This is a genomic window from Natronomonas sp. CBA1123, assembly GCF_009741925.1.
Lineage (GTDB): Archaea > Halobacteriota > Halobacteria > Halobacteriales > Haloarculaceae > Natronomonas.
Genome location: NZ_WPCC01000048.1, coordinates 1 through 23,322 on the forward strand (window position 1 = coordinate 1; position 23,322 = coordinate 23,322).

Sequence of the window (23,322 nt, forward strand, 5' to 3'; positions counted from 1 at the left end):
CGCGTTCGCGCTCGTAGGTCTCGCGGGCGTCGTCGAAGCGCCCCTCGACGACGCGCATGTCGCCGCCGTGGACGTTTATCATCGCCTTGTTGATGAAGTTCGCACGGCTGGGGACGAACACCCGCGAGAGCAAGCCGGCGCGGGCCGCGTAGGCCGCAGCGGACTGTCCACCGTTGCCCGTCGTCGGCAGGGCGAGCGTGTCGGCGTCGGCCCGGCGGGCGGCCTCGGCGACGACGGCGAGGCCGCGGTCGGTCACCGTCCCCGTCGGGTTGTGCGCCTCGTTTTTGATGTAGACGGAGCCGACGCCCAACTCCTCGGCCAGCCGTGGTGCCTCGACCAGCGGCGTCGCTCCCTCGCCCATCCCCTTCGGAACGAACGGGAACAGTTCGCGGGCCGCCCACGCGCCGGAGCGGTCGGCGAGCGTCTCCCGACTCAGTTCGGCGGCGTCGTAGTCGTAGGTCGCATCGAGCGTCCCGCCGCACTCGGGGCATCGGGTGGGGGCCTCGTCGTCGACCGTCTCACCGCAGTCGGTACAGCGAAAGCCCTCGAAACTCGTCATACGTGAAGTTGGGACGGCGGTGGCAAAGCCCTGTCCTTCCCGGTCAGACGGCGGCGGCCGCACTTGCGGTGTCGGGACGGAAAGGCGTTTGAGGTGGCCGGCCGAATCCGAGGGTATGCACGTCGTCGTCGCCGGTGGCGGACTCGCCGGACTGGTCGCCGCCCGACACCTCGCGGAGGCGGGCGCTGAAGTCGAACTGTTCGAGGAACGCGAGGAGGTCGGCGGCCGCGTCCGCTCACGGACCGTCGACGGGTTCACGCTGGATCGCGGCTTTCAGGTGCTGTTCACCGCTTACCCCGCCGCTCGACGCGAACTCGACCTCGACGCGCTGAATCTCCGGCGCTTCGCCCCTGGCGCGACCATCGCCCGGCCGAACCACCGCTCGACGCTGTCGGACCCGCTCGGACAACCGAGCGCGGCGGTGCCGACGCTTCTGAACCGAGACGTTCGGACGGGCGACAAACTCCGCCTGTTTCGCCTCCAGCGGGAGTTGAAGCGTCGGGAGTGGGGGACGCTGTTCGACGGCGACGACACCTCGATTCGGGAGTACCTCGCAGCAGAGGGCTTCTCGAAGGCGTTCGTCGAGAACTTCGCCGCGCCGTTCTACGGCGGCATCACGCTGGACCGCTCGCTGTCGACGTCGAGTCACGTCTTCGAGTACACGTTCAAGGCCCTCTCGGAGGGCGAGACGGTCGTTCCGGCAGCGGGGATGGGCGCGATTCCGGCGCAACTGCGACGGCGGGCCGAAACCGCAGGCGCGACCATCCAGACGGGAACCGGCGTGACGGGAGTCGACGCCGACGGTGACGAAGTAACCGTCGAGGCCGGCGGCGAAACCCGGCGGCCGGACGCCGTCGTCGTCGCCACGGACCCGAAATCGGCCGGTGACCTGGCGGATATCGAGACGCCCACGGAGGCGAAAGCCTGCGTCACCGTCCACTGTTCGGTGCCGGACCACCAGACGCTCGACACCGGGTCACGTATCCTGCTCAACGCCGACGACGACCGGCCGAACACCGTCGCACCGATGTCCGCTGCCGCCTCGGAGTACGCACCCGAGGGCCGTGACCTCCTCAGCGCGACGTTCCTCGGCGAGCAGGACGACGACGACGAGGAACTCGTCGAGACCGTCCGAGAGGCGCTCGATTCGTGGTATCCCGAGAACCACTTCGGCGAACTCGAAGCCGTCGCCGTCGACCGAATCGAGTTCGCACAGTTCGCCCAACCGCCGGGGTTCCGTTCGTCGCTCCCCGGCGTCGATGCCCCCGAGGGACCGGTGTATCTCGCCGGCGACTACACGCAGTGGTCGTCGATTCAGGGCGCACTCGAGAGCGGAAAGCGGGCCGCAGACGCCGTCCTCGCGGACGACGACTGACTACAGCAGTCGGCGGAACTCCCCGAGCGGCGGGAACTCGTGGGTCTCGTCGGCGTCCTCGTCGCGGACGATGGGACGGAGTCCGTCGGCGTCGGTGACGAGCGGCGACTGGAACTCGCTCGCGGTCATCCCGTTGACGGCGACACCGGCCGGCAGCCGACTGAACGACGGCAGCATCAACACGTCCGCATCCTCGTACTGCTCGGGGCCGTAGAGGTAGCAGGCACGTCGCTTCCCCTCGATTTCGATGGTCGGGTGGTCGTGGCCGACGACGTAGCAGTCGGCGTCCGTTTCCGGTCGTTCGTGACCGTGGGTGACGACGACACCGCCGAGGCGGTACTCCTCGGCTATCGGGCCGTCCCACAGTTCTTCGAGCATCGTGTCGTGGTTCCCCGGCGTGGCGAGGAGTCGGGTCTCGGCCGCCTCTGCCACGCGCTGGAGTTCCCGAACCGTCTCGACGACGCCTCGCGGGAGGCTATCGAAGGCGTGGAGCACGTCGCCGGCTAACACGGCTTCCGACGGAGCGAACCGCTCGAGGAGCGCCTCGAACCGCTCGAGGAGAGTCGCGTGTGCGTGTTCTCCGAAGCCCCACTCGACGTTCGAGGTGGCGGCGCGGCCGACGTGGAGGTCCGCACAGACGAGCGCGTCGGCGGCCGGCAGATACACCGCTCTGTCACACGGCTCGAACTCCATGTCGGCCGTACGGTCGGCGGCGGCAAAGCGCTGGCGGGGGTGTCGCCGGGGTTTATAAATAATCGTCCCGAGGAACCGGTATGGTCGATGTCCTCGACAACAAGCGCTCGGCGACGAAGTTCCGCGTCCTCGTCGAGATAGCGGATCGCCAGCCGGCGGTCAACCAGGGGGAAATCGCAGACGCCGTCGGCGTGACGAGTCAGGCCGTCTCCGAGTACATCCGCGAACTCGTCGACGAGGGGTTCGTCGAGAAGGAGGCCCGCTCGCGGTACCGCGTCACCAAACAGGGCGTCGACTGGCTGTTCCAGCAGGCCTCCGACGTGCGCCGCTTCGCCGACCACGTCACCGAGGACGTCCTCGGGAGCATGCAGGAGGACGCCGCCCTCGCCACCGCCGACATCGAATCCGGCGACGCGGTGTCGCTTTTCATCCGGAATGGACTCCTCCACGCCGACCCTGGCGAGGAGGGACCCGCAACCGGCGTCGCCACGACCGACGCGAGTGAGGGCGAAGTCGTCGGCGTCACCGGCTTCGCCGGCATCATCGACCTCGAACCCGGCGACGTGACGGTGTTTCAGGTCGCACCCATTCGCTCGTCGGCGCCGACAGGGTCGGAGTCGCTTCGAGCGGCCGCCGACGCCGCCGACGTGGTCGCCGCCGCCGGCGTCGAGGCCGTCGCCGCCCTCCGCGATTCCGGCGTCGACGCGGACGTGACGTTCGCGGCCGGCGAAGTCGCCGCCGACGCCGCGAGTCGCGGTCTCGACGTGGTCGTCGTCGCTACGACCGACCTCGCCGGACGGGTTACCGACGCTTTACGGGACGCCGGGTTGGCCTACGAAGTCGACGACGTGTAAAACACTACTGCGTGTCGCTCTGTGCTTTTTCGACGGCCTCGTAGTACGTCGCGGCGTCGGCTTCGTAGATGAACGTCGCCAGTTCCTCGTGGCCGAGGTCCTGTGCCGCGAACTGCGCGGCCATCCAGTTGTGTGGGGCGTCCAGTCGCCCCGAATCCAGTACTTCGCGGAGTTGTTCGACGACGGTCTCCGTGATGGGAACTCGAGTCACGAGGAGGCGTGTTGCTTGGCGGTGTCGTACGCCTCACGGACTCGTTTGAACTCATCCTCGTCACCGCCCTGGTCGGGGTGGACTTCCTTGACGCGGCGGCGGTAGGCTTGCTGGACCGCGTCCTCGCTGGCTCCACTCGGGAGTCCGAGGACGGCGTAGGCAGTCTCCGCCGGGTCGACGCTCCGGTTCGAGCGGCGCGAGCGGCGTCCGGAACCGCGGCCGGTGTCGCCGAAATCCACGTCTGGCGTCTCGAAGGGGAGTCGGTTGCCGAGTGCGATACCGGGCATCTCGTGTTCCATGAGGATGGCGTACGTCGGGGTGTGTTCTAAGGCGTAGAACGTCCGTGCGTCGAACGTGACGGCCACGTCTCGGTGGGGAAGATAGAAGGCGACCGGTTCACCGTGGGCACGCGTATCTTCGGCGAAGCGCTCGCCGATAGCGTCGAGATAGCGTCGAATTTCGGCGCGGCGGCGGCCCTCGCTGGAGGGCCACGCCGACCGGCTCTCGTTGCCGTCCGGGAACACCCGCGAGGCGACGACGAACGTCGCTGCAACGACGACACTCACGAGCGCACCGACGGACACGCCGAGGAGGAGCCATCGCGGCAATCCGAGTAGCGATTCGACGACCACACCCCCTCTAGGGGGGAATCGCATAAGAGCGTGTTGGGATTCGGCAAGATGGGGCGGCTACCGACGGCACCTAGCCGATGTACCGGAGGTCCTCGTCGCTCGGGGCAGCGCCCTGTTCCATCTGCCGGATGCGTTTGACGACCTCTTCCATCTCCTCGGCACGCTCTTCGAGGGAATCGTAGCCGATGTCGAAGCCGACGGCGTCCTGTAGAACCTCCAACACGGCACGGGCACTCTTGGGGTCGACAAGATAGCCGCTCGTCTCGCCCATCAGGCAGGCGGCGTCGTAGCCGCGGCGCTCGCCCAACCCGAGAAGCAGTCCGGAGATGCCGACGATGCCGCCGGCGGGCTCGTCCTCGCGGAACTCGACGCCGACATCTTCGAGTTCCTCGATGAACTCGTCGGTCGTCGCCGCCCCGACCACGTCCGGTTCGTCGACCAACTCGCCGGTCGGGACGCCGCCCAACGCGAAGATGCGGTCGGTCTCGAAGGCGCCCGCCACGTCGAGGAAGGCGTCGGCGAGGCGGTAGTGGCCGGGACCGTCGCCGGCCTGGTGGTCGCCGGTCAACACCAGCATGTCGTGGCCGGCGTCGCGAATAGCGTGGACCTCCGCACACGCCAGCGTCGTCTTGCCGTCCTCGACGGTCACCTGCGGCGGGAAGTGCTCGGAGTACACCCGGCGCACCAACTCGGCGTCGAACTCCTCGAGTAGGTGCTCGGCGGCGAGTTTGCCGACGTGACCGACGCCCGGCAAGCCCTCTATCAACACCGGGTCGTCCAGGTCGGGGTCGGCAGGTCGCTCGATGTCGAACTCGTCCATGCGACTCACTGGCGGGCTACCGACTTAAGAACGCGGCGATAGTCGGGCGGGCTACGAGCGGCGGCGCCGCGCCCGCCGCCGGTACTCCCCGTAGGGGTCCTCCGGCGAAAACGGCGCTGGCGCGCTGTTTTCGGCGTCGGCGCCACACTCCGGACACTGCTCTCCGAGCGTGTACACCGGCCGGTCGTGTTCGGTCTCCCAGGCCGAACACACCCGGATGTCGGCTTTCATCTACTCCTCGTCGGTGCGGCGCTCGCGGTGGAACTCCCCGGTGCCGCCGACGGCCTCGATGGCCTCGCTGGCACGCGCGGCGCTTTCCTCCAGTTGCGTCTCGGCGGTCTTGTAGTTCGGCGCTTTCACTTTGATGCGGTACTCCGGCGCACCGACGTAGGTCACGTCGAGTTCGACCTCGTCGGGGACTTCACCGTTGCCCTCGGCGGCTTTCAGCGCTTCACGAACGTCCTCGACGCCGTCGGTACCCGGGGCTTCGAGGTCGACGTAGCCGGTGACGGTGACGTAGGGGACGGAGACGTTCTCCCGGGCCGTCTCGACGATGGCCTCGACGTTCTCCTCGGAGAGGTCGGTGCCTTCGAGGGCCTCGGGACCGTGGATGGCGGCCTGTTCGAAGCCGGCGTACAGCGAGCCGTGAACGTCGATGAGTTCGTTCGCGATGTCGCGGAAGGTCTCGTCTTCGACGTCTTCGCCGAAGGCCAGTTCCATCCACTTGTCGGCCTTCTGTTCGCTCTTCCACTCCTGGACCTTCTCGGAGCGCTGGTGGTCGTTGACGTCCTTGATGGAGAGGTCGACCTGTTGGGCATCCTCGTCGACCTCCAGTACCTTACAGACGACGAGTTGGTCCTCGTTGACGTGGTCGCGGACGTTCTTGATCCACCCGGAGGCGACCTCGCTGACGTGGACCAGCCCTCGTTTGTCTTCGTACTCTTCGAGGTCGACGAACACGCCGAAATCCTCGATCTCGTCGACGCGTCCGACGACGAGTTCTCCCGGCGTAGGCCAGCCACTGTATTTCATACCCTCCGCTACCCGTCTGACGAGAATAAAAGCACCGTTCGCCCGCCGGTTGCCGTCTATCGCGCTTCGACGGTCTCGACGACCTCACCGAGGATGTCGGCCTCGCCGCCGGTCGGCGTCGCGAGCGTCGAGCCACACACCGCACACGTGACGGTGCTTGCGGCCTTGCCGAACACTATCTGCTCGTTCTCACAGTCCCCACATTGGACGCGGAAGAAGTTTCCTGCCATCGTTTACTCCTGGAAGGTGAGTCGACCGGCACGCCATCCCTCGCGGAGGTGGGCCTTGCCACAGTCGCTGCAGCGGTACTTGAGGTCCGTCTTCTTGGTGGGCTTGTCGCCACCGGGGACCTTGGAGAACCGCCCGGCGTTACCGATGACGGCCTTCCCGCGCCGAGTGCGGCGGGCGTCCCACTTCGTCCCCGAGGAGCGGCCCGTTCGGACCTTCTCCACCTCGTGTTCGTGGTGGGTGTTGCAGTGCGGACAGTACGTGTTGAACCGGCGTGGCATTTCCATAGTTATCGACGGCTAACGCGTCGTGGGTTAAAACGGGTTTGGTTTTGCGGCCGCTCGACCGCCCACGGACGGCCGGCGGTGCGTGGGGCCTTCGAAGCGCTTAACCCGAACTCTCACGAAGGCCCGCCCATGAAGCGGCTCATCATCCGCGGGGATCCCGGCATCCGGAAGGGCGCCGTCATCGACTACGACGGCGAGGAGTACGTCTGCTTCGGCATCTCCCGACAGGGCGAGTGGCACGGCCCCGACCGCGTCCAGCTGTGGTGTACCGTCGGCAAGGAGGAGGAACGCGAGGACTTCGCCAAGCGGAACTTCGTCCCGATGCACCTCGACGTGGACAACGTCGACGCCGACGCCGTCGAGGTCATCAAGGCGAAGGGCGACCCCGCGACCGCCTGAGTCGACCCACTCTTTATATACGAACCCGCGGCCACGCGGCGTATGTTCCGTGCAGTCGCCGGCGGCCGTTTGGACACCGTGCGGCCGGCCGTCGGATACGACGCCGCCTGTTCGATACTCTCAGGTCAGCGCCGAACCTCGTAGACGACCACGTCACCGCGCTGGAAGGCGACTTCTAGTGCCGGATGCTCCTCGATGGTCACGTCGTAGCGGGCGCGCTCGGCAGGACCCACGTAGACGTACTCGACCTCGTAGCGGTCGAGTAACTCGGTCTGTTCGTCGGTCGACCCTTCGTAAATCGTCGTCACGTCTCCGAGTCGCTTCTCGTAGGCCGCTTCGCCGCGGTACTGTTCTTCGTGGAACCACCCCAGTACCGTCGGATTGCCGGTGAGACTCGCCGGCGCGGAGGCACCGTCACCCTCCTCCGGTCGCCACCAGTACCCGCCAGGCGCCGCGGTGACGATGGTCGGTTGCCCCTCCCGGGCGTCGAGCCACGCGATTGCCTCGGCCTCCTCTGGGAAGACGGCGTGCGTGTAGGCGGTGCCGTCCAGCGTCGGGCTCTCGGCGCCGACCGGTTCGCCCTCGAAGTGCGCGGGAACGGCGAACCCCGCATACAGCCCCGTCGTCAGGAGAACGACGCAGGCGACGGCGACGCCCGCGGTTCGCCACGCCGAACTGTCGACCGAGGGGAGTGCCTCGGTCGGGTCCAAAAGTCGTGCCAAGGCGACGCCGGCCGCAGGACCCCACAGCACCCACACTTGCATGTACGTCTTGAACACCGTGTTGAGGCGTTCGAGGTTCGACCCCTGATACTGCGGTTCGACGACGTGGGCGAACTCGACGATGAGGACGAGTCCGAAGCCGGCGAGCATCAACAGCGTCTCGAAGCCCACGTCGGCCCGGCGTCGGAGCAATAGCCACGCCACCGCCAGTAGCGGCCCGAACAGTGCGAGGGCAGCGAACCCGGCGAGCCACGCCCCGAGAGCGAGAAGTGCGGCGCCGACGACGACCGCGACGGTCCTGTCGGTCGGAAGCACCTCGAAGGGCTTCGAGAGTCGCCCGGCGAGATACGGCGCGAAGACGAGCAGGAACCCGCCGTGGACGAGCAACAGCGGTCCGAGTCCGCTCCGTGGCGGGAACAGTCCGACACCGCGGGAGGATGCGCTTCCGAGCCAGAACGGCAACACCAGGAGGCCAGCGAGCAGGAGCGCTACGACGGCGACGGCGAGGGCGAGGCCGTCCCGTCGGAACTCTTCGGCGAGCCCCGACCGAGTCGGAAGCCGAGCAGCCACCGGAGACGGCAGCAGCGTCGCTGGGTCGGCTGGCGCGAACGCGACGGTCAACAGAACCAGCCCGCCTGCGGTGGGGAACGACCACGTGTTGACAATCGCGAGCAGCCCGGCAACTGGGACGACGGCGGCCAATCGGAGCCGACGGCGCGTCCGTTCAGTTTCGGGCGTTCGCCAGTAGCTGTAACACAGCGCCACGACGAGAAGCAGAAACGGCGTGCTCATCATGTGTGCGTGTAAGTCGCCGTTGAGCCACGCGAACAGCGGGAACTCGTTTATCGTCCCGTCGATGACGCGACTTGAATTCCAGTAGGAGAAGTCACCCGGCGTCCACGACAGGAGGTCCGAATCGGCAGCGATGTCGGTCGCCGCGACGACGGCCGAATCCGGGAGGAGCCACACCAACATCCGGCCCGTCGTTTCGAGGTTGCCGGCGACGCCGACGAAGAACGCTCCCAATCCCGCCGCGAGTCGGCGTGGAGCGTCGTGGTTCGCCGCGATAGCCCCGGCCAGCCCGTAGGCGCCGGTGACGAGCGACGCGTAAAACCCCGCCAACGCGAGGTTGTAGGCGAACCGGGGGGCGGTTCCGGTGAACAGCGTCAACAGCGCGGCGAGCATGTGGCCGCCGTAGTAGTACCGTACCGACTCGCCGGCGAACCACATGTCCTCCGGCGGGAGCGCTCCCGCCTGAAGCAGCGTCCGGAGCAGCCCGAAATCCAGGAACTTCTCGCCGGTCGACAGCGGAAGCGGAGCGATTGCCGGTGACACCGACCGAATCGCGACGACGAAACAGAACGCGACCGCGAAGACGGCGGCGGCCTCGGCGAACGCACGCTCGTCTACTTCGGCGTAGTCTCGGAGGAAGGCGCTTGCGAGGACGAGAACTGCGAGGGCCACCAGAAGCGCCGGCCATCCGAACGCGACCTGTCCGACGAGGTAGCCGACGACGGCGACGGTCGCGAGACCGACCGGAATCGCGAACGCGGCACCGCCGTCGTGAAACCGTGAAAACAACGCCCCGGACAGCGGCAGGGCGGCGAGACCGACGGCGAGATACATCACGAGCCAGAGCGCGACGAGCCCGTATTCCATCACCCATACGGCGGACGTGGGCCCCTATACCTCTTGTGGAGTCCGGATTCGGACGAGCCGAACGGTTTTTCATCGCCCGGGCGAGAGAGAGGGGTATGTCAACGCTCGGGGTCGTCGTCCCCGCCTTCCGCCCCGACCGCCGCCGCCTCGAAGCGTACCTCCGTGCGGTTACCGAGGAGCTCCAGCCCGACGTGCTACGGGTCGAAATCGACGACCCGCGACCGGACGTGTTGGATGACATCGCCGGGTTCGACATCCCCATCCTCGAAACCAACGCGGTGCCGTACCGACGTGGCAAGGGCGCCGCCATCACTGCCGGGTTCGAGGCGCTCGAAACCGACCGCCTCGCGTTTGCGGACGCAGACGGAAGCACCGCCGCCGCCGAACTGGGCCGCGTCGTCGGCGCACTCGATGACGCCGACGTGGCCGCGGGGTCGCGTCGCCATCCCGATGCGACGGTTACCAGCCATCAGACGCTCGCCCGGCGCTACCTCGGCGACGGCTTCGCGTGGCTGGCCCGCCGATTGCTCGACGCCGACCTCTACGACTACCAGTGTGGCGCGAAGGCCATCACCGCAGAGGCGTGGGAGACGGTTCGCAGCCACCTCTACGAACCCGGCTTCGCCTGGGACGTGGAACTGCTCGCGATGGCCGCCGCGCTCGGACTGGACGTCGAAGAGGTTCCAATCGAGTGGGAGGACAAACCGGGGTCGACCGTCGACCCGCTTTCGACCGCCGTCGACCTCGGCGCCGCACTGTTGACCGCACGCCACCGCTCGAAACGGATTCAGGACAGCACGCTCCATGACGCGATTGCCGCGACACGGGACGAGACGGCGCTCGTCGACCGTCCGAACGAGGGTCGAGGAGGACACGGCCAGTAATGACGACAGCGGAGTCCGACACCCCAGACGACGAGCCGAGCGCGGCGGACGAAGAGTATGGACTGCTTCAACGCATCCAGGACCGACTTCGCGCCCTCGTCGCGGCCGAGCGAATCGGCCAGTTCGTCTCCGTCGGCGTCGCCGGGGCGGGACTCGAAACCGTCATCGTCGCGCTGCTGACCTCCGGCGTCATCGCAGGAGTGACGGCCCCGCCGCTGGCCGGGAAGGCGGTCGGCGCCGAGGCATCCATCACCCTGATGTTCCTCCTCAACGACCGCTGGACGTTCGCCGACGAGGGCGACAGCGGTGTTCGCTCGTTGATACGGCGTTACGCGAAGTCCCACGCCGTCCGCCTCGGCGGCCTCTCGGTGGCCTTCGGTGTCCTCTATCTCCTCACCTCGTGGACCGACGTTCGACTCGTCGTCGGAGGGGCAAACCTCTGGCCGACCGTCGCGAACGTCATCGGCATCGGCGTGGGGATGACGCTGAACTACGTCGCCGAGAGTCTCATCACCTGGCGGGTCCACGACTCGCGGTAGGATTCCACAGACGGCACGCACATCACAACCCTTAATGGTCGGACCCAAGTACGAAGATGTAGCGGGATGGGATAGCCAGGAGATTCCGCCGGGCTCATAACCCGGAGATCGGTAGTTCAAATCTACCTCCCGCTATCTTCTCCGAACTTTTTGCACGCTCGGCGCTTCGCGCCTCGCGGCAAAAACTTCGATGAAAAAGACACTTCGACTCTCCCTACGGTCGAGTCTCGGTCCCGCGCCTCACTTCGTTCGGCGCGGTGGAACCGTGAGCGCTCCGCGCTCACGGATGCTCGTGGTTTTTCCTAACCGGTCAGTACAGGTGCGTACTGACCGCAGGGAATTACTGTACTTCATGTGGGCCACATGCGGTCTGTCTGACACGAATTGTGATCCCTCCCCACTCGCTGGGAATATATTTTCGCGCCCGAGGCACACAGGTCACATCCACCACGATGATGAGTTCCCCATCCGCTGTCTTTTGTCCCATCGAACATCGCCACGGATGACCGTCTACAGCGTGCCAAAGCGCATCTTGGATATTATCAGCCCGGTCCCAGTGTTCGTCTTCAGTAGCCGCCTCAGTCTCGTAATCGGGGAGGGCATCACGGATTTCGGAAGCCGAGTTCGCGTCTTCCGGCACTGATGAGACACATCCTGATACTGTATTCGATGCAATTTCAACGCAGCCGGAAAGATAGACCAGGCCCCCTCCAATCGCCCCAATACAGTCCGCCGACGGAGAGCCATAGCTATCTCCACGTCAACGGATATGTTAAGTTCTGTGACAGAATCAATCACAAATGAAGGCATACTCTCCTGATTTCGGACGACTACTCTCGAAAGGCCATTTTAGCCTGCACTCACCAATCTGTACTTCGCCTCTATTGACCGCTCTACGGTGTGCTATCAACCACAAGAGTAGCATCCGCGCGAGCGAAGCGAGCGCGGTTTGCTCAAGAGAGCGCGTAGCGCTCTCTTGGCATCACGAAAGACGCGCAAGGCACGTCTTTCGAACGACACCGACGCCGACCGAAGGGCGGCGTCGGGTCGTTTTTGCCCAAGTTTTTGCGACCGAGGGGTGCCCACAGCGCGCCGAAGGCGCGCGAGGACACCCGAGGGAGTAAAAAGTGGTTAGTAATCGCCGTCTTCGTCGACGATGACGACTTCGCCGTCGATGACGTCGACGTTGATGAGCGTCTTGGCGGTGTAGGGAGAGTCTTCGAGTTTGTTCTCGCCGCCGACCTTCTTGATGACAGCGACCACGTCGACGATGTCGGCGCCGATATCTTCGAGGGCACCGCAGATGGCCGTCAGGGTGCCACCCGTCGAGAGCACGTCGTCGAGGACGAGAACGTTATCCCCGGCTTCGACATCGTTGATGAACATCTGGTTCTCGGAGTAGCCGGTCTCTTGGAACAACGGCGTCTCGCCGTCGAGTCCGTACTCCCGCTTTCGGATGACGACCAGCGGGATGTCGGTCATCAGCGAGACGGCCGTCGAGATGTGGATACCCATCGCCGCAGGCGTGACGATTTTGTCGACGTCTTCGAGTTGGGCCTTGCGGATGATTTTGATGACGATTTCGCGCAGGAGGCTCGGTTCGAGCATTGGGACGCCGTCGCTTATCGGGTGGACGAAGTAGTGGTAGCCGTCCTTTTCGATAATCGGCGCCTCCAGCAGCGACTGCTGAAGCTGATCCATGCCCGCCGTACAGGAAGCGAGCGGTAAAAGTTGACGATAGCGACTTACCCGAAGGGAAGTGCCCGCCCGCCGACGAAGGCGAAGTGCCACAGTCCCGCCAGAACGAGGAAAACGGTGCCCGAGGCAGCCGCCAGGCCGAGTGCGACGGCGCCGAAACGGTTCTCATGGCGGCCGACGGCGTCGAAGAGCGCCCACGCCGCCAGCAGGCCGGCAGTACCGAGGCCGACGAGAGCGTGAGTTTGGACCGCCTCTCCTCGCGTTGCATCGACGACCCACAGATAGACGACGAGCAGTTGGCCGCCGACGAGAACGCCCGAAGCGTAGGTAAATCCGAGCAGGTCAAGCCGTTCAGAGAGAACACGCCTGACGGACCCCATCCGTACGAGGGCGTACACCGCGATGGGGAACAGCGCGAGGAGATACCGGACGGTGATGGTCGCATGGAGCGGGAGCCGCGGGAGGTAAACGAGCGTCAACGCCGTAGCATAAACAGCGACGAAGGTATCGACGGTACCGAGCGCCGAGAGTCGACGGCGTTCTAGGACCGACCGGAAGCGAACGCCGAAGTCCGTCCGAACCGCGACGATGGGGACAGCGAGCAACGCCGCCGCCAGCGGCATCGCTTCGAGAAAGGCGAGCCGGATCGCTTCGCCGGCATCACGTGCCGCCACGTCGGCGATGTAGCCGCCTCGAACGAACGTGTGATACAGCCGACCGGATTCGCCGACGAGTGTCCGGACGCCCCTTCGATACAATCCGAGGACCACATCGAGGCCGCCGGCGAAGGCGTCGACGGTTTCGGCTGCGTCCCCTCCCGAACTCGTTCCCGTGCCGGAATCGGACCCGGAGGCAGCCGCCGAGTCACCCCTGCGAGCGAGACTCCCATCTCCACCGGCGCTGAGTACCCGTGGCGGCTGTGCAGCGTTGCCGCTGATGAGGTAGTTCGTCACGAACATCGGGACGACGGAGGCGACACACGTCGCCCCGGCAGTCGCGAGCGACCGGAGGCTCCGGCCGGCCGTCGGCACGTCGACCACGAGCAACGCGAGGAGGAGAATCACTCCTTCAGCAGCGCTGACCCACGCCGCGACCCCAACCGGGACGTAAGCGGCGGCGCGAAATCGAACGTCGACGACCTCGCCCTCGCGACTCCGGTACAGGAGATACATCGAAGCGACGACACACAGAGTGACGAGGACGTGTCGCTTCGGGAACTGTGCCCAGAAGCCGATGGGCGTCGACAGACTCGCGGCGAACCCACCAGCGAAGCCGATTCGACGGTCGTAAGCTCTGGCGAAGAGGCGATAGCAGACGACGCCGACGAGTGCGGCAGCGACCATCGTCTGCATCTGGAGTGCGATGAGGTAGTGGCGGTCGGCGTCGATGGTCGTCGCCCCGGCGATGGCGGCGGTAAACCCTGTCAGGGCGAGGGCGCTTCCGGCGTAGGCAGCGTACTTCGGGCGGTCGAGTTCCCACCCGACTGAGCGAGCGAGGCCGATGACGAGGAGCGCCCAGATGGCCGCCAGTGCGACTCGGAGGTCGGCGACGGCAGCTATCGCTTCGATGAACAACAGAAACGGTACGGCGAGAACCACTTGCCCGTAGTTGCGGCCGTACAGTCGACCGTCGACCGTCCCAGTCCCGGGCGTTTCGAGACCAGCCCCATAGACGGCTTCGTCGAGATACAGGTGACCGTCGGCGAGCGCAACGAGGGCGTTTGCGACGGTGTAGCTGTCCGTGATGACGATGCCGATTCGCCAGTAGACGGCGTACACCGAAAGCGTCGCAAGGATGAGGATAGCACCGTATCGGTCGCCAAGGACGGCACGGCCGAACCGTCGGAGCCGTCGTTTCACCGTTTCACCTCGATAGTGACGTTACGCTCGACGAGCCGTCGGTCGCTCCGCTCGTCGTAGACGTAGACGCGAACCGTTCCGTTGTATCGCTCGCGGTCGACTCGGTCCGGCGCGATCGTTGAGGGCGCGAAGGTGAGGTCGTATCGTCCCTCGTAGCTCTCGTCGATGAACGTGACGCTCGTTCGCGTGTGGTTCAGCCCGTCGACGGCGAGTTCGTAGGCGACTGTCGGTTGCCCCGAGACCGTCGAGACGAAAATCCGGGCAGGGTCGAGACGGAGGGTGTAGGGGCCGGAGCCGTAGTTGGCTCGCGTGAGCGTCGCGGTGTCGGGAACCGTCTCGACGGTGACGTTCGCGGTTCCGGACCCCGGAGCGAACGACTGCTCGTCGGTCAGCGAGACGCCGACGAGGGGCCCCGACGCCACGGTCACGCCGATGACGATGGCGACAGTGGCTACGACGACGGCCCGGTCCGAGCGCATCGATACCTCCAAGCGGTCCTGCCGGTATAAAAACTCCGAGCGACTACGAACTCGACCCGCCCCACCGACCGATGACGTAGGTGCGTTCGCCGGCGCCCGCTACCCAGACGATGCGAACGCTCGCACCGCGTTCGACCCCCTCGACGGTTATGGAGTCGCCCGAACTGACCGTTCCGGAGCCACCCCACACCCGAGTACCGGTGACGCTCCCGTTGGCGTCACGGACGAGGACGAACACCTCGTCGGCGGCGAAGGCGTCACCGGCGTTGTGGGTGATTGTGAGCGCCTCGGTCGCCTCGTCGTGGGTGTATTCGAAGGCGACCTTCGGAACGTCGTCGCCGGGCGCCGTGAAGTTCTGGAAGACAACGAACCCGAAGAACAACGACAGAATGACCGCTAAGCCGACGATGACGACCATTCCGGTCACTTCGTTTTGCGCGCGGTCGTCGAACACGCTTGCGCGTTCACCACCGACCACCAAAAGTCCCCGTTCGAGCACCGCTCACTCGGTCAACTCGGCCGCGAGCGCATCGGCGATGTGCCCGCCGATTTCGGTCTTGCTGCCTCGGTGGCTGGCGACGGAATCCGGCCGGACCAGCAGGATTCGGCTGGTGTCCTCTCCCATCACGCTCGCGTCGTTGCCGACGACGAAGTCGAGGTCGGCCCGTTCGAGCGTCTCGCGGGCCTTCTCGACGAGGGCGTCGTCGTCGCCCGACGTTTCGACTTTGAACCCGACGATGGGTAGCCCCGGGTAGTCGGCGCGAATCGTATCGATGAGTTTCGGCGTCGGTTCGAGGTCGAGCGACAGCTGTTGACCGGAGCGTATCTTCTCGGGCGCCGCTTCGACGGTGTAGTCGCTGATTGCGGCCGCCGAGACGAGCGCGTCGGCATCGTCGGCGACCGAGCGGACGCCGTCGAGCATTTCGGCAGCGCTTTCGACCTCGATGACGTCGGCGTACGGTAAATCCGGGCCGTCGTGAACGACGGTTACCTCGGCACCGCGGACGTAGCAGGCCTTCGCGACTGCCCGGCCGGTCCGACCCGACGACCGATTCGACAACACCCGTACCGGGTCGATGGACTCGCTCGTCGCACCGCTGGTGACGACGACGTGTTGCCCGGCGAGGGAGTTCTCGCCGGTCGCGCGGGCCACCTCGAGGAGTATCGACTCCTCGGTCGCAATCTTGGCTTTCCCCTCTTCGAGTCGCGGGTCGACGAACACGACGCCCCACGACTCCAGCGTCTCGATGGCGTCGAGGACGCCGGGATGGTCGTACATCGGCGCGTGCATCGCCGGAGCGACGACGACGGGGAGGTCCGCACCCAGGGCCGTCGTCGCGGTCGTGGTTACGGGCGTGTCGTCGACGGCGCTCGCGACCTTTCCGATGGTGTTGGCCGTCGACGGCGCCAACAGCAACACATCGGCCCACCCGTCGTAACCGCCCAACTCGACGTGTTCGACGGACCCCGTTATTTCGGTGACGACCGGGTTTTCGGTGGCGAACTCCAGGGCCCATGGGTGGATGATACCGGTCGCCGCGTCGGTCATCACCGCGCGCACGTCGGCGCCCTGCCGTCGGAGTTCGTGGGCCAGTTCGACCGTCTTCACCGCCGCGATGGAACCCGACACCCCGAGCGCGACGTTGACACCATCGAGCATCGGCGGACGTTCGACGCCCCCGAATAAAAACCATCGTGCCGTCCTCGGGCGTCACGACCCGAATCGTGACACGTCCACCCACGGGGCTTAAACCCACGCCGCATGCACGGGAGAACAGCCAATCCGTTGTGGAGTTCCACGACATGTATGGCGATTCAGTTCCCAAGCGACGGAGACGCCTGGATTTCAGAGTACGGCGAGTTGCTCAACGACAACGACGACTACGACGACGCCAGCGAGGGCTGGGGCGACGGCTTCAACGGCGATTTCCTCTTCGTCGTCGAACCCGACGACGCCTACGACGGCGAGGAGGTGTACTTCTTCCTCGGATTGGTGAACGGCGAGTGTACGGACGCCTACGAGGTCGAAGACCCCGAAGAGGAGGACTACGGCTTCGTCTTCCGTGGCCCCTACTCCAACTGGGTCCGACTGTTCGAGGGCGAACTCGGTCCCGTCGACGGGATGATGTCCGGGGAGTTCGAAATCGAAGGCGACATGCAGAAAGTACTGCAGTACAGCGAGGCCGCCGTCGAGATGACCGAAACGGGCCGGGACATCGACACCGACTTCGAGTACTGAACCCGGATTACTCTCCTTCTTCGCGGCGCTTCTCGACGACGCTCGGATGCATCGTCGGTTCGTCTGGGTGGTGGTCTTCGAACGCCTCGACCATCACCTCCATCGACTCCCGCTCGCGGCGGCGGCGCTCTTCTTCGTCGATTTCCTCACACCCCGGCGGCACCTCACGCCCGCGCTCGGTGAAATACCCCTCCGGGGCGACCCAGTCGTGGTAGTACGGCACCTCGGAGTCGTCGACGAGCGTCAGCGCCACGTCGGCGCCGTGGCCCGCACAGACGACGGTTTGGTGGGCCTTCTCGGCGATACGGCCGGCCGCATACAGCCCGTCGACGCCCGTCCGGCCGTCGTCGTCGATGTCGACGTACGTCTTCGAGCCGCGTTTGGTGAGTCCGACGCCGTCGATGGCCTCGAGGTAGTCGGTGTCGGCCCACGACGCCACGAGGACGTAGTCGGCCCGGAGGTCGAACTCCTCGTCGCCCTCGACTCTAAGCTGGAATCGCTCTCCGCCCGGTTCCAGGTTCGTCACGAGTCCCTGTTCGAACAGACAGCCGTTGCGGCCCGCCTGTTCTTCGAGCAACTCGAGGAACAGCCGGGAGTTGACGCCGGCAGGGAACCCGGGGACGTTTTCGAGGTGGGCGTTCCGACGGAGCAGGGATTCGCCGTGGTCGACGACGACGGTGTCGAAGCCCGCTCGGGCGAGGAACGTTCCTGCAGTCAGTCCGGTGACGCCGCCGCCGACGACGGCGACGCGGGGGGTTTCGGATTCGCTCATGCCCGGCCGTTTTCTCCCACCCCTACAAACGCCCCGGTTCGGACCGGGGGACGGTTTAAGCCGACGGCGCCGTACAAGCGCACGTGACGCAGTACGTACTCTACGGCGGGAAAGGCGGCGTCGGCAAGACCACCTGTGCGGCGGCGACCGCGTTGAAGTACGCCCGCGAGGGACACTCGACGCTCGTCGTCTCGACGGACCCCGCACACTCGCTTTCGGACGTCTTCGACGCCCCGGTCGACGACGAACCGACGCGAATCCGCGACGACGTAGACCTCTGGGGCGTCGAAATCGACCCCGAGGACCGCATCGGTCAGTACCGCGGACAGGTCGGCGCCGCACTCGAAGAACTGGAGGACCTCGGCATCTCGCTGGACCAAAGCGACGTCGACGACGTCCTCGAAGCCGGCGTCGCCCCGGGCACCGACGAGGCCGCCGCCTTGGACCTCTTTCTGGATTACATGGACGACCCCCGCTACGACTACATCGTCTTCGACACCGCGCCGACGGGCCACACCCTTCGGCTGCTGAAACTCCCCGACGTGATGAGTTCGGCGATGGGCAAACTCATTTCCGTCCGCTCGCAGGTGTCGAGTCTCGCCGACTCCGTTCGGAGCTTCATGGGGTCGGGAGGGGACGACGATGACGGCGACGACGCCGAGGCCGACATCGACCTCGAAGAGCTACAGGACCGCATGGAACGCGTCGCGGCGGTGTTGCGCGACCCCGAGCGGACGGAGTTCCGCGTCGTGCTCATCCCCGAGACGATGGCGGTGTTGGAGACCGAGCGCCTGCTCGCGGAGTTAGAGAGCTACGACATCCCGGCGAGTCGGGCCATCGTCAACAAGGTCATCGAGGACCCGACCCCTGGCTGTGACCTCTGTCAGGATACTCACGCGAGCCAACAGAAGCGCATCGAGGAGGCCCGCGAGCGCTTCGAGTTACCGCTGACGCTCGTGCCGCGACTCGGCGGCGAGGTCCACGGCATCGAGGCGGTCGAAACTGTCGCCGACCGCCTGTAGTCGGGCCAACGCTTACCACATCGCCGCCCCAACGAGGGGTGTGGACACCGTCGAGGTCACGACCGTCGTTTATCTCCCGCCGGAAGAGGTCTACGAGTTCCTGCTCGGCTTCCAAAGCTACGCGGAGTACTCCGAACATCTCACCGGCGTCAGGCAGTTCGGGGACGGGGAACCGGGAACCGAGTACGAACTCGACTTCTCGTGGTGGAAACTAACCTACACCGCCCGCTCCCGCGTCACCGACGTCGACCCGCCGAACCGCATCGACTGGCGCATCATCAAGGACATCGACGCCGTCGGTCAGTGGCTCGTCGAACCCCACGCAAGCGGGGAGGGAACGGAGGTGACGATGCGCATCAAATACGCGCCGGATTCCGCCAACGGAAACGCGTTGAACCTCCCGCGGTTCGTCTCGCTGGACTGGGTCGTCGACAAGATAACGCCGAAAGTGAAGTCGGAGGCCGAACGCGTCGTCAGGCGCATCGTCGCCGACCTCGAAGGGAAGCGACGGGACGTGGAACTAGAAATCGAAACGTCCTGAAAACGCCTCAGTTCACAGTGAGCGTCCGTTATTCCTCGTAGTCGCCGCCGTACTTCATGAAGAAGTATCCGAGACCGAGTGTCGTCCCCAGCCCGATGAACGTCGCGACGGTCAGTGCCAGCGCGCTGTCGGGGATGATGATAGCCGGCCCTTGGCTGCCGCCGACTTCGATGGTCGGAACGTCGTCACCGACCGCGATGCCACCTCGCATGCCTTGCGGTTCGTGGGGAATACAGCGGTACTCCGTGATGCCGGCGTCCTCTTCGGTGAACTCGTACTCGTAGGTCGTCCCTCCCTCTGCGACCGGGGACCCGCTGTCGAGTTCCGCTTCGCCCTCGTTGGTGTTGACGTTGTGGGCGCCGCCCTCGCCGGTCCACTCCCACGTTATCGTCGTTCCCGGCGAAATCCACACCGTCGCGGGGTCGAACGCCAGTCCGTTGTCGCCCGCGCCGACGCTAATCGTCAGTTCCTCCTGTCCACGGGCGTCCTGAACGCCGTCCTCCGAGTAGAGGTTCGCTTCGCTGAGATACCCGCTGAACTCGGGAACCTGCGTCTGTGCGGCGGCCGTCCCCGCGGCGGCAGCAGCGGTGGCCGTCCCCGCCGCTGCCGTCATGAACCCACGACGGCTCATGTCGTTCGTGCTCATACCGACCTTTTGCCACCACCCCGTACTGAATCTGTTCATTCGCACCGACCTTTTTGCACGCTCGGCGCTGCGCGCCTCGCGGCAAAAACGCCCTCAGAAATCTCCGATTTCTGATGGGCTCGGAAGACGCCGATGGCGTCTTCCGAACGTCGATGAAAAAGCAGCGGCGGGTTCCCGATGGTCACCCGCCCTGCCGCCGCGCTCACTCCGTTCGCGCGGCGTGAACCGCTTCGCGCGCCCACGGCGCGCTCGCGGACGTTTTCATGCGGAGAGAGAACAGTTAGGACAACGCACAGCTACATCATTCCGCCACATCAGCCGAATCGACCGATGCTGGTCGAGAACAACTCACCCCCATCCGGCGCGCGAACGACGACCGTAACCTCGGTGTCCAATGTCCGGGTGCTGCCGTCAGCTGGTCGGTCGGCCGTCGCTCGCAACGAGCCGTCAGTCCCAACCCAGAGGTACCGCTCACCGTCCGCGAACGGTTCACCGAGGGTCGTAAGGTACGTCGTTCCGTTCGAAACGACGGTTACCGTCGAACCCTCGGGCACAGCATCCCCGTGGGTGTGGACGAGTTGGATGGATTGGTCATCGAACTCGAAGACATCGAGACCGATGTCGAGTGCGGCACTCGGTGGGACGGTATCAAGCCACGCCGGCGGGTCGGGGGCCTCGACTCCGAGTTGCTCGATGGTGTAGTTCGTCCGATAGTTCGTTCCCTTCTCGTAGGTGACATCGACGACTGCGTTCCGGATGACGCCAGTCTCGTCGACCGTCAGTGTCGAGACGGTGTCGTTGACACCGTCGCCGCCGACGCGGTCGATACTGGCCGTCAGCGTTACCACCCGAACGCCGTCACGGGTTTCGACGCTGTCGACCACATAGCGGTCGCCGCCGAGTTGAATCTGCGTCTGGAGGCCGCCGAACCAGATGAGTGCCTCCGGCGGGTACGACCGCGGACGGACCTGATAGGTGGTCTGTCCGGCCTCAATGTGGCGGGTGACCATCGTGGTGGTGTTCAGCCACAGTTCGTTTCGAGTGACCGTCTCGTTGCCGTCGGCATCGATGGCAGAGGAAGTCCCGTTCTGGTGGCCGACTTCGCCGCCGGGGCCCGCGACCGACTCGACGACGAGGCGGTTCGATTCCGACCCGTTGTAGGTGGTCACGACGGTCTGGTTGAGGACGTACCCCTCCTCGAGCAACCGCATCTGGTGGGCCCGAATCAATGCAACTGGGTTGACGAGGCCGTTCTCCGTCACCCCCGGTGCGAGTTCCGTCGACTCGGTCGGTGTCGGAGTTACCGTTTCCGCCGGCGTCGGTGTTGAGGTTGCCGTCTGCTCCGGCGTCTCAGTCGGTCCAACAGGAAACGACGAACAGCCGGCTAGCACCATCACGAAGACGAGCGTCAATCCGAGAAGTCGATTCATACCTACATGACGGCGAAAGGGAGCAAAAACTTACGAGCGGTTTCCCGAAGCCTGAGAAGACGGCTGTCGAGATGTTCGACACCCGGTCCGTTACAGCGTGTAATCGTGGTCGCCGTCCTCACTGTCGAGGAACGCGACGAGGAGGTCGACGACCGCGGCCACGTCGTCGACGTGGACGCTCTCGGTCGGCGTGTGGAGGTACCGCGTCGGCACGGAGATGGCGCCCGCCGGCGTCGCCCCGGAGGTCCGCTGGAGGCCACCGGTGTCGGTGCCGCCGGCCGGCAACACCTCGAACTGGTGGTCGATGTCGCCGTCTTCCGCCACCGCACGGAGTCGACGGTGGACCTTGTGATTCGTGATTACGCTGCCGTCTTTGAGTTTGATGCCGGCGCCCTCCCCGAGTCGCGTCACCTGCTCGCCCGGTTCGAAGCCGGGCACGTCGTTTGCGACGGTCGTATCGAGGGCGACGACGAGGTCGGGGTCGAGGTCCACACCGAGCGCCTCCGCACCCCGGAGGCCGACCTCCTCCTGTGTCGTCGCCGCGAAGTGGACGGTCACGTCCGGGTTCTCGAGCCGTTTGGCCGCCTCCAGCATGGCGAAGACGGACACGCGGTTGTCGAGCGCCTTGCCGGTGACGAACTCGCCGACGCGTTCGGTGGTCTGGTCGATGGTCACGAGGTCGCCGACGGCAACGCGTTCGGAGACGGCCTCGCTGTCGAGCCCCAAGTCGACGTGGATGTCGTCGACGTCGGGCTGTTTCTCGCGCTCCTCCTCGGACAGCGTGTGTGGCGGTGCCGACCCGATGAGGCCCGGAACGTCGCCGTCGTCGGTGTGGACGGTGACCCGTTGGGCGCGGAGGATTCTGGGGTCCCACCCGCCGAGGGCGTCGAGTTCGAGGAAGCCGTCGTCGTCGACGTGACGCACCATGAAGCCGATTTCGTCCATGTGGGCCGCCACGACCACGTCGTAGCCTCCCGACCCGACGCTGCCGACGAGGTTGCCCATCGCATCGGAGCGAATCCGGTCGACGTGCGGTTCGAGTTCCTCGCGAACGAGCGCGCGCACGCGGTCTTCGTAGCCCGGGACGCCGCGCGCTTCGGTGAGTGCGACGAGTAGGTCGTCGTCGAAGTCGTCCGTCATGGTCCCGACTCGGGGTGCGAGCGATTTAAGCGGTCAGATTCCGCCGCTCAGAAGAACCGCGCGGATTCGGGAACGACCACCGTCTCGAAGGTATCGGTCGTCGACAGCGTGACGGGTTCGCCTGCGGCGACAGTGCGCTCAGTTCGGCCGTCGGCCAGCAGTTCGACCGGCGTCTCGTCGCGCTCGACTGAGAGAGTCACCTCCTCCAGCGGCAACACCCACTGGTCGGCGTCGGTCGCGAAGGGCGCAAGCGGAACGACGGACACCACGTCGGTTCCGGTCGCGACCACTGGACCACCCGCGGCGCTGTTGTAACCGACGCTCCCGGCGGGCGTCGAGGCGACGACGCCGTCGGCCCGAAACCTGGCGACGCTCTCGCCGCCGCATCGAACCGAGAACTCCGAGATGCGAGCCGGTTCGGCGGCTACGAGCATCACGTCGAACAGCGCGCGGACGCCGTCGAAGGCCCGCTGGGCGGAGACGACCGGGTGGCGTTCGGTCCGGTAGGCGCCGTCGAGAACGCGTTCGAGCGCCGATTCGAGGTCCGAGGAGGGAATCGAGCGAACGCCGCTTCCCGCCTCGACCGGGAGGACGGGCACCCC

Annotated in this window: 29 protein-coding genes and 1 tRNA gene; 10 read left to right on the forward strand and 20 right to left on the reverse strand. The window is 65.8% G+C overall.

Annotated elements, in window-relative coordinates:
* On the reverse strand, positions 1-559 hold a 559-nt coding region (locus GJ631_RS15955), incomplete at its 3' end, for a pyridoxal-phosphate dependent enzyme (RefSeq protein WP_156710108.1).
* Between the two features lie 115 nt (positions 560-674).
* On the opposite strand from GJ631_RS15955, the gene GJ631_RS15960 reads away from it, so the two are divergent.
* Positions 675-1,934 carry an NAD(P)/FAD-dependent oxidoreductase gene (locus GJ631_RS15960; protein ID WP_156710109.1) on the forward strand — a complete coding sequence of 420 codons (1,260 nt, stop codon included), beginning with the start codon at positions 675-677 and terminating at the stop codon, positions 1,932-1,934.
* Here GJ631_RS15960 and GJ631_RS15965 read toward each other — a convergent pair whose 3' ends face one another.
* The gene (locus GJ631_RS15965) at positions 1,935-2,627 is read right to left on the reverse strand and encodes a metallophosphoesterase (RefSeq protein WP_156710110.1); all 693 of its coding nucleotides are present in this window, start codon (positions 2,625-2,627) and stop codon (positions 1,935-1,937) included.
* An 80-nt stretch (positions 2,628-2,707) separates the two neighbouring features.
* Here GJ631_RS15965 and GJ631_RS15970 point away from each other — a divergent pair, with 80 nt between their 5' ends.
* Positions 2,708-3,481: a MarR family transcriptional regulator gene (locus tag GJ631_RS15970; protein ID WP_156710111.1), complete on the forward strand. Its 774-nt coding sequence runs from the start codon at positions 2,708-2,710 to the stop codon at positions 3,479-3,481.
* Positions 3,482-3,485: 4 nt separating this feature from the next.
* Here the strand turns inward: GJ631_RS15970 and GJ631_RS15975 are convergent, their stop codons facing one another.
* The 7 genes from GJ631_RS15975 to GJ631_RS16005 are packed head-to-tail and all read right to left on the reverse strand — an operon-like array spanning position 3,486 to position 6,691.
* Entirely contained in the window at positions 3,486-3,692 is a 207-nt protein-coding gene (locus GJ631_RS15975) for a hypothetical protein (protein WP_156710112.1), read from the reverse strand.
* Complete coding sequence (locus tag GJ631_RS15980; protein ID WP_156710113.1) at positions 3,689-4,348, reverse strand: J domain-containing protein; 660 nt, start codon at positions 4,346-4,348, stop codon at positions 3,689-3,691. Before GJ631_RS15980 ends, GJ631_RS15975 begins: the two co-directional genes overlap by 4 nt.
* A 46-nt stretch (positions 4,349-4,394) precedes the next feature.
* Positions 4,395-5,144, reverse strand: a complete 750-nt coding sequence (locus GJ631_RS15985; RefSeq protein ID WP_156710114.1) for a proteasome assembly chaperone family protein — start codon at positions 5,142-5,144, stop codon at positions 4,395-4,397.
* A 51-nt stretch (positions 5,145-5,195) separates the two neighbouring features.
* Positions 5,196-5,375, reverse strand: coding sequence for an RNA-protein complex protein Nop10 (locus GJ631_RS15990; RefSeq protein WP_156710115.1), 180 nt, complete (start codon positions 5,373-5,375; stop codon positions 5,196-5,198).
* A complete protein-coding gene (locus tag GJ631_RS15995) occupies positions 5,376-6,176 on the reverse strand; it encodes a translation initiation factor IF-2 subunit alpha (RefSeq protein ID WP_156710116.1) in 801 nt (266 codons plus the stop codon).
* 56 nt (positions 6,177-6,232) lie between these two features.
* Positions 6,233-6,406 (reverse strand): 30S ribosomal protein S27e, encoded by a 174-nt coding sequence (locus GJ631_RS16000; RefSeq protein ID WP_156710117.1) that lies wholly within the window; start codon positions 6,404-6,406, stop codon positions 6,233-6,235.
* Between the two features lie 3 nt (positions 6,407-6,409).
* Positions 6,410-6,691, reverse strand: a complete 282-nt coding sequence (locus tag GJ631_RS16005) for a 50S ribosomal protein L44e (protein ID WP_156710118.1) — start codon at positions 6,689-6,691, stop codon at positions 6,410-6,412.
* A 129-nt stretch (positions 6,692-6,820) separates the two neighbouring features.
* Here GJ631_RS16005 and GJ631_RS16010 point away from each other — a divergent pair, with 129 nt between their 5' ends.
* A complete protein-coding gene (locus tag GJ631_RS16010; RefSeq protein ID WP_156710119.1) occupies positions 6,821-7,090 on the forward strand; it encodes an HAH_0734 family protein in 270 nt (89 codons plus the stop codon).
* Positions 7,091-7,215: 125 nt separating this feature from the next.
* On the opposite strand, the gene GJ631_RS16015 is transcribed toward GJ631_RS16010, so the two are convergent.
* Positions 7,216-9,471, reverse strand: coding sequence for a DUF2298 domain-containing protein (locus GJ631_RS16015; protein ID WP_156710120.1), 2,256 nt, complete (start codon positions 9,469-9,471; stop codon positions 7,216-7,218).
* A gap of 95 nt (positions 9,472-9,566) precedes the next feature.
* Here GJ631_RS16015 and GJ631_RS16020 point away from each other — a divergent pair, with 95 nt between their 5' ends.
* The 4 genes from GJ631_RS16020 (at position 9,567) to GJ631_RS18750 (ending at position 11,537) form a co-directional block, all read left to right on the forward strand.
* A complete protein-coding gene (locus tag GJ631_RS16020) occupies positions 9,567-10,355 on the forward strand; it encodes a glycosyltransferase (protein WP_156710121.1) in 789 nt (262 codons plus the stop codon).
* The gene (locus GJ631_RS16025) at positions 10,355-10,894 is read left to right on the forward strand and encodes a GtrA family protein (RefSeq protein ID WP_156710122.1); all 540 of its coding nucleotides are present in this window, start codon (positions 10,355-10,357) and stop codon (positions 10,892-10,894) included. Before GJ631_RS16020 ends, GJ631_RS16025 begins: the two co-directional genes overlap by 1 nt.
* Before the next feature lie 60 nt (positions 10,895-10,954).
* Positions 10,955-11,029 (forward strand) — tRNA-Met (locus tag GJ631_RS16030).
* 367 nt (positions 11,030-11,396) lie between these two features.
* On the forward strand, positions 11,397-11,537 hold the full coding sequence (locus GJ631_RS18750; protein ID WP_197425136.1) for a hypothetical protein: 141 nt from the start codon (positions 11,397-11,399) through the stop codon (positions 11,535-11,537).
* A gap of 488 nt (positions 11,538-12,025) precedes the next feature.
* Here GJ631_RS18750 and hpt read toward each other — a convergent pair whose 3' ends face one another.
* The 5 genes from hpt to coaBC are packed head-to-tail and all read right to left on the reverse strand — an operon-like array spanning position 12,026 to position 16,590.
* Positions 12,026-12,595, reverse strand: a complete 570-nt coding sequence (hpt, locus tag GJ631_RS16035) for a hypoxanthine/guanine phosphoribosyltransferase (RefSeq protein ID WP_156710123.1) — start codon at positions 12,593-12,595, stop codon at positions 12,026-12,028.
* Positions 12,596-12,639: 44 nt separating this feature from the next.
* Complete coding sequence (locus GJ631_RS16040; RefSeq protein WP_156710124.1) at positions 12,640-14,451, reverse strand: hypothetical protein; 1,812 nt, start codon at positions 14,449-14,451, stop codon at positions 12,640-12,642.
* Positions 14,448-14,930 (reverse strand): hypothetical protein, encoded by a 483-nt coding sequence (locus GJ631_RS16045; protein ID WP_156710125.1) that lies wholly within the window; start codon positions 14,928-14,930, stop codon positions 14,448-14,450. Before GJ631_RS16045 ends, GJ631_RS16040 begins: the two co-directional genes overlap by 4 nt.
* A 43-nt stretch (positions 14,931-14,973) precedes the next feature.
* A complete protein-coding gene (locus GJ631_RS16050; RefSeq protein ID WP_156710126.1) occupies positions 14,974-15,384 on the reverse strand; it encodes a type IV pilin N-terminal domain-containing protein in 411 nt (136 codons plus the stop codon).
* A 48-nt stretch (positions 15,385-15,432) separates the two neighbouring features.
* A complete protein-coding gene (gene coaBC / locus GJ631_RS16055; RefSeq protein WP_156710127.1) occupies positions 15,433-16,590 on the reverse strand; it encodes a bifunctional phosphopantothenoylcysteine decarboxylase/phosphopantothenate--cysteine ligase CoaBC in 1,158 nt (385 codons plus the stop codon).
* A gap of 147 nt (positions 16,591-16,737) precedes the next feature.
* Here coaBC and GJ631_RS16060 point away from each other — a divergent pair, with 147 nt between their 5' ends.
* The gene (locus tag GJ631_RS16060; RefSeq protein ID WP_156710128.1) at positions 16,738-17,169 is read left to right on the forward strand and encodes an SCP2 sterol-binding domain-containing protein; all 432 of its coding nucleotides are present in this window, start codon (positions 16,738-16,740) and stop codon (positions 17,167-17,169) included.
* Positions 17,170-17,176: 7 nt separating this feature from the next.
* Here GJ631_RS16060 and GJ631_RS16065 read toward each other — a convergent pair whose 3' ends face one another.
* Positions 17,177-17,941 carry an FAD-dependent oxidoreductase gene (locus GJ631_RS16065; protein WP_156710129.1) on the reverse strand — a complete coding sequence of 255 codons (765 nt, stop codon included), beginning with the start codon at positions 17,939-17,941 and terminating at the stop codon, positions 17,177-17,179.
* Between the two features lie 83 nt (positions 17,942-18,024).
* Between GJ631_RS16065 and GJ631_RS16070 the strand changes: the two genes are divergently transcribed.
* Together GJ631_RS16070 and GJ631_RS16075 are read left to right on the forward strand one after the other, a co-directional pair.
* Positions 18,025-18,963 (forward strand): ArsA family ATPase, encoded by a 939-nt coding sequence (locus GJ631_RS16070; RefSeq protein ID WP_370518707.1) that lies wholly within the window; start codon positions 18,025-18,027, stop codon positions 18,961-18,963.
* Positions 18,964-19,003: 40 nt separating this feature from the next.
* Positions 19,004-19,504, forward strand: a complete 501-nt coding sequence (locus GJ631_RS16075) for an SRPBCC family protein (RefSeq protein WP_370518708.1) — start codon at positions 19,004-19,006, stop codon at positions 19,502-19,504.
* Positions 19,505-19,532: 28 nt separating this feature from the next.
* Here the strand turns inward: GJ631_RS16075 and GJ631_RS16080 are convergent, their stop codons facing one another.
* The 4 genes from GJ631_RS16080 to GJ631_RS16095 all read right to left on the reverse strand — a co-directional run.
* Positions 19,533-20,150 carry a halocyanin domain-containing protein gene (locus GJ631_RS16080; protein WP_156710131.1) on the reverse strand — a complete coding sequence of 206 codons (618 nt, stop codon included), beginning with the start codon at positions 20,148-20,150 and terminating at the stop codon, positions 19,533-19,535.
* A gap of 314 nt (positions 20,151-20,464) precedes the next feature.
* A complete protein-coding gene (locus tag GJ631_RS16085) occupies positions 20,465-21,580 on the reverse strand; it encodes a hypothetical protein (protein WP_156710132.1) in 1,116 nt (371 codons plus the stop codon).
* A gap of 90 nt (positions 21,581-21,670) precedes the next feature.
* Positions 21,671-22,720 carry a M42 family metallopeptidase gene (locus tag GJ631_RS16090; RefSeq protein ID WP_156710133.1) on the reverse strand — a complete coding sequence of 350 codons (1,050 nt, stop codon included), beginning with the start codon at positions 22,718-22,720 and terminating at the stop codon, positions 21,671-21,673.
* A 47-nt stretch (positions 22,721-22,767) separates the two neighbouring features.
* The coding region (locus tag GJ631_RS16095; RefSeq protein ID WP_156710134.1) for an NAD(+)/NADH kinase at positions 22,768-23,322 on the reverse strand (555 nt) is incomplete at its 5' end.

Bases quoted from the DNA above. Each gene is read 5' to 3' on its own strand.
- GJ631_RS15985 (WP_156710114.1), bottom strand. From the start codon at position 5,144: ATGGACGAGTTCGACATCGAGCGACCTGCCGACCCCGACCTGGACGAC.
- GJ631_RS15965 (WP_156710110.1), bottom strand. From the start codon at position 2,627: ATGGAGTTCGAGCCGTGTGACAGAGCGGTGTATCTGCCGGCCGCCGAC.
- GJ631_RS16000 (WP_156710117.1), bottom strand. From the start codon at position 6,406: ATGGCAGGAAACTTCTTCCGCGTCCAATGTGGGGACTGTGAGAACGAG.
- coaBC (WP_156710127.1), bottom strand. From the start codon at position 16,590: ATGCTCGATGGTGTCAACGTCGCGCTCGGGGTGTCGGGTTCCATCGCG.
- hpt (WP_156710123.1), bottom strand. From the start codon at position 12,595: ATGGATCAGCTTCAGCAGTCGCTGCTGGAGGCGCCGATTATCGAAAAG.
- GJ631_RS16005 (WP_156710118.1), bottom strand. From the start codon at position 6,691: ATGGAAATGCCACGCCGGTTCAACACGTACTGTCCGCACTGCAACACC.
- GJ631_RS18750 (WP_197425136.1), top strand. From the start codon at position 11,397: ATGACCGTCTACAGCGTGCCAAAGCGCATCTTGGATATTATCAGCCCG.
- GJ631_RS15980 (WP_156710113.1), bottom strand. From the start codon at position 4,348: ATGCGATTCCCCCCTAGAGGGGGTGTGGTCGTCGAATCGCTACTCGGA.
- GJ631_RS16065 (WP_156710129.1), bottom strand. From the start codon at position 17,941: ATGAGCGAATCCGAAACCCCCCGCGTCGCCGTCGTCGGCGGCGGCGTC.
- GJ631_RS16020 (WP_156710121.1), top strand. From the start codon at position 9,567: ATGTCAACGCTCGGGGTCGTCGTCCCCGCCTTCCGCCCCGACCGCCGC.
- GJ631_RS15995 (WP_156710116.1), bottom strand. From the start codon at position 6,176: ATGAAATACAGTGGCTGGCCTACGCCGGGAGAACTCGTCGTCGGACGC.
- GJ631_RS16085 (WP_156710132.1), bottom strand. From the start codon at position 21,580: ATGAATCGACTTCTCGGATTGACGCTCGTCTTCGTGATGGTGCTAGCC.
- GJ631_RS16010 (WP_156710119.1), top strand. From the start codon at position 6,821: ATGAAGCGGCTCATCATCCGCGGGGATCCCGGCATCCGGAAGGGCGCC.
- GJ631_RS16015 (WP_156710120.1), bottom strand. From the start codon at position 9,471: ATGGAATACGGGCTCGTCGCGCTCTGGCTCGTGATGTATCTCGCCGTC.
- GJ631_RS16025 (WP_156710122.1), top strand. From the start codon at position 10,355: ATGACGACAGCGGAGTCCGACACCCCAGACGACGAGCCGAGCGCGGCG.
- GJ631_RS15960 (WP_156710109.1), top strand. From the start codon at position 675: ATGCACGTCGTCGTCGCCGGTGGCGGACTCGCCGGACTGGTCGCCGCC.
- GJ631_RS16060 (WP_156710128.1), top strand. From the start codon at position 16,738: ATGGCGATTCAGTTCCCAAGCGACGGAGACGCCTGGATTTCAGAGTAC.
- GJ631_RS15970 (WP_156710111.1), top strand. From the start codon at position 2,708: ATGGTCGATGTCCTCGACAACAAGCGCTCGGCGACGAAGTTCCGCGTC.
- GJ631_RS16090 (WP_156710133.1), bottom strand. From the start codon at position 22,720: ATGACGGACGACTTCGACGACGACCTACTCGTCGCACTCACCGAAGCG.
- GJ631_RS15990 (WP_156710115.1), bottom strand. From the start codon at position 5,375: ATGAAAGCCGACATCCGGGTGTGTTCGGCCTGGGAGACCGAACACGAC.
- GJ631_RS16080 (WP_156710131.1), bottom strand. From the start codon at position 20,150: ATGAGCACGAACGACATGAGCCGTCGTGGGTTCATGACGGCAGCGGCG.
- GJ631_RS16045 (WP_156710125.1), bottom strand. From the start codon at position 14,930: ATGCGCTCGGACCGGGCCGTCGTCGTAGCCACTGTCGCCATCGTCATC.